Source organism: Pseudomaricurvus sp., from assembly GCF_965662505.1.
Taxonomy (GTDB): domain Bacteria; phylum Pseudomonadota; class Gammaproteobacteria; order Pseudomonadales; family Cellvibrionaceae; genus Pseudomaricurvus.
Genome location: NZ_CBFIHX010000220.1, coordinates 1 through 2,936, shown reverse-complemented (window position 1 = coordinate 2,936; position 2,936 = coordinate 1). Strand labels below are relative to the sequence as shown.

Annotated in this window: 4 protein-coding genes; 2 read left to right on the top strand and 2 right to left on the bottom strand. The window is 50.0% G+C overall.

Translation table 11 applies throughout. The features are described 5' to 3' along the window. The first annotated feature begins 83 nt into the window (after window positions 1-83). On the top strand, window positions 84-1,415 hold the full coding sequence (locus tag ACTG33_RS16880; RefSeq protein ID WP_439136397.1) for a sensor histidine kinase: 1,332 nt from the start codon (window positions 84-86) through the stop codon (window positions 1,413-1,415). Continuing rightward, window positions 1,416-1,973 carry a response regulator transcription factor gene (locus ACTG33_RS16875; RefSeq protein ID WP_439136395.1) on the top strand — a complete coding sequence of 186 codons (558 nt, stop codon included), beginning with the start codon at window positions 1,416-1,418 and terminating at the stop codon, window positions 1,971-1,973. 10 nt (window positions 1,974-1,983) lie between these two features. Here the strand turns inward: ACTG33_RS16875 and maoP are convergent, their stop codons facing one another. Together maoP and ACTG33_RS16865 are read right to left on the bottom strand one after the other, a co-directional pair. Continuing rightward, a complete protein-coding gene (gene maoP, locus ACTG33_RS16870) occupies window positions 1,984-2,343 on the bottom strand; it encodes a DUF413 domain-containing protein (RefSeq protein ID WP_439136393.1) in 360 nt (119 codons plus the stop codon). Between the two features lie 286 nt (window positions 2,344-2,629). Beyond that, window positions 2,630-2,936: Na+/H+ antiporter NhaC family protein (locus ACTG33_RS16865; protein WP_439136391.1), on the bottom strand; the 307-nt coding region annotated here is incomplete at its 5' end.

Below are 2,936 nucleotides of genomic sequence, written 5' to 3'. Positions count from 1 at the left end.
AACTGTCAGGGGCTTAACATTGAGAAACATCACATTTGTAACATTCATTAGAGGCAAGCAGCAAAGTCGCTTATGATAAGCCCATGAACAGCTTCAAATTTACCGCCTCAGCCCCTGAAGAAAACCTCCGCCGCCTATTGATCATCCGCGGGTTTTTTCTGTTGATGATCTGTACCGCTCTGGGTTACTGCTTCTGGCAGCTGCAAATGCCATTACCCTACCGATCACTGCTGTTGGTGGTTTCAGGGCTAACACTGATTTCCATTGCCACGCTGGTCTTGCTCCATATTAGTCATCGTGCGTCAGATCTGGCTTTCTTCAGTCAACTTTTGATCGATGTATTAGGCTTAAGCTTGCTGTTATTTTTCTCTGGCGGTGCCGACAATCCGTTTGTGTCCTATTATCTGGTGCCACTGTGCATCGCTGCCGCAACGCTCCCGCGGCATTACACCTGGCTGCTGGTACTGGTCTCTCTGGCGCTTTACACCAGTTTGATTTTTTTCAAGATTCCCCTGCCAGATGTCGCGCCGCACGGCCAGTCAGCTCCGCTTATTCATTCTTCTTCGCTTCCCCATTCTTCGGCTCACGGACACAGCGTCAATATCAGTGTTCATACCATCGGCATGTGGATTAATTTTCTGCTGAGTGCACTGCTGATCAGTTATTTTGTACTGGCTATGGCGGCATCTCTGCGCAGGCAAGATGCCGATCTGTCCCGTCTGCGCGAAGACAAACTGAGGGACGAACAGCTGATGGCCGTTGCAACACTGGCAGCCGGAACCGCTCATGATCTGGGTACCCCTTTAACCACCATTAAGACCCTGCTTCATGAAATGCAATCGGATTATGAGCAGCCCAAAGAACTCAAAGACGACCTGAACTTGCTACAAACTCAGATTTCTCATTGTTCCGACACCTTGCGCAAACTCAACCAGCAAGCCAGTGAGCTCAAAGACGGGATACTTCCCTTGGTTAGCGTGCGTGAACACTGCACAAAGATTATCGACAACTGGCTATTGTTACGCCCAGAGGTGGAAGCGCATATTCAGATTGACGAGCAGGCGCCAGAAGTACAAGTTCGTTGGCAGCCCACCATTGCCCAATCCATCAGTAACCTGCTGAATAACGCCGCCGATGCAGAACCGGTAGACATTGATATCAAGGTTACCTGGACGCACTCAAAGCTGACTTTTGAAATTCACGATAAAGGGCCGGGTATCGATCCGGAGATCGCCGAAGATCTGGGCAAAGCTTTTGTTTCAGACAAAGGCCAGGGACGTGGTCTGGGACTGTTTCTGACTCGCGCAGCCATTGAGCGCTATCAGGGAGTCGTCAGCTTGTCCCGGCATCCTAGTACCGGCACGCTTACGACACTGCATCTGCCTCTGGAAAATATCGCAGAGGGAGAAGCCTAGATGACCGATAGCCTGACACGGTTAACCGACAGTCTGACTCTGTTATTGGTCGACGACGACATCACCCTCACACAGGTACTGGCGAGAGCCTTCCGACGCCGGGGATTTGAAGTCTACGAAGCGCACAACAGTGAAGAGGCTCTGAGCGTGTGTAAAAATCACACCATTGATCGCTGTGTGCTGGATCTGAAAATAGCCAACGAATCCGGTCTGCCTCTGATCCGCAAGCTTAAGTACATACAGCCTGACCTGACCATCGTAATCCTCACAGGCTATTCCAGCATCAATACCGCCGTTGAAGCGATCAAACTGGGAGCGCATCACTATCTGTGCAAACCCACGGATGCCGATGATATTTTGCAGGCTTTTGAGTGCAACGATGGCGATGACGGCACCGAAATTCAGGCAACACCGCCTTCCGTCAGCCGGTTGGAATGGGAACACATTCAAAGGGTTCTCGCTGAGAACGACGGCAATATTTCAGCCACCGCGCGCGCATTGGGCATGCACCGGCGAACCCTTCAACGCAAGCTGCAAAAGAGACCGGTGAGACAGTAAGTGATGTAGCTTAAAAGTCTTCCACGTCATCGTAGGTCGCCATACTGGCACCATCATCATCATTCGAACTGGCACCTAATGTGACGAACATCTCCCGCTGGGTCGACTTCTTCATAAACCGATCCCAGACCTTTTCGTGTTTGTTCTGAGGGTCTCTCTCTCCTCGACAGAACTCGACAAAGTCCTTTTCTACGGAAGTCTGTGGTTCACGTTCACCCAGTGCCAGAGCTTGATACGCATAGCCGTGATCTTCCAAAAACTGGACCTGCTCACGGGTGAATTCACCACTTCTGGAAAAACCATAGGGGAAGTGATCAGTTCCCCAGAACTTGCGTCCTTTTTGATCAAAATCTTGCGATTGTGTCGTCATAGCATTCACCCAGACTATTGATTAACCCCAGTGGAGACCTCGTACAAACCTCAATAGAGACCTCGTCATAAACACAAACAGAAATCTCGTCATAAGCCCCGAAAAAAGAACCGGACAAGGCTTGATGTCGCGATTATCTTCACCACACTTTTGACTGTAAAATGACATTTTTTTGTGGTCTCGATAACAAGATTTAATCGAACAACTTGGGGAGGAACTGGCTCGGTATAGTCCCAAATGAACAGTGAACGTCTCTAAAAACTCCTGAACCTGTCCTGAAACACTGTTAAATTGAGCTTTCAGCTTTAAGTTTCACTAGGCGATATCCCGTAGCCGCAACCAGCATTGTCATCAAAGGACTGATAAGACAGAAGAATGCAAAGGGTGCGTAGCTCAGAGTCGCCACGCCCAGCACAGTTGCGTGGTAGGCACCGCAGGTATTCCAGGGGATCAGCACCGACGTTACTGTACCCGTATCTTCCAGCGTACGACTGAGGTTTTGTGAGGCAAGACCCCGCTCACGATAGGCCTCAGTGAACATCCTGCCGGGAATCACAATCGCCAGATATTGATCCGATGTCGTGGCGTTACTA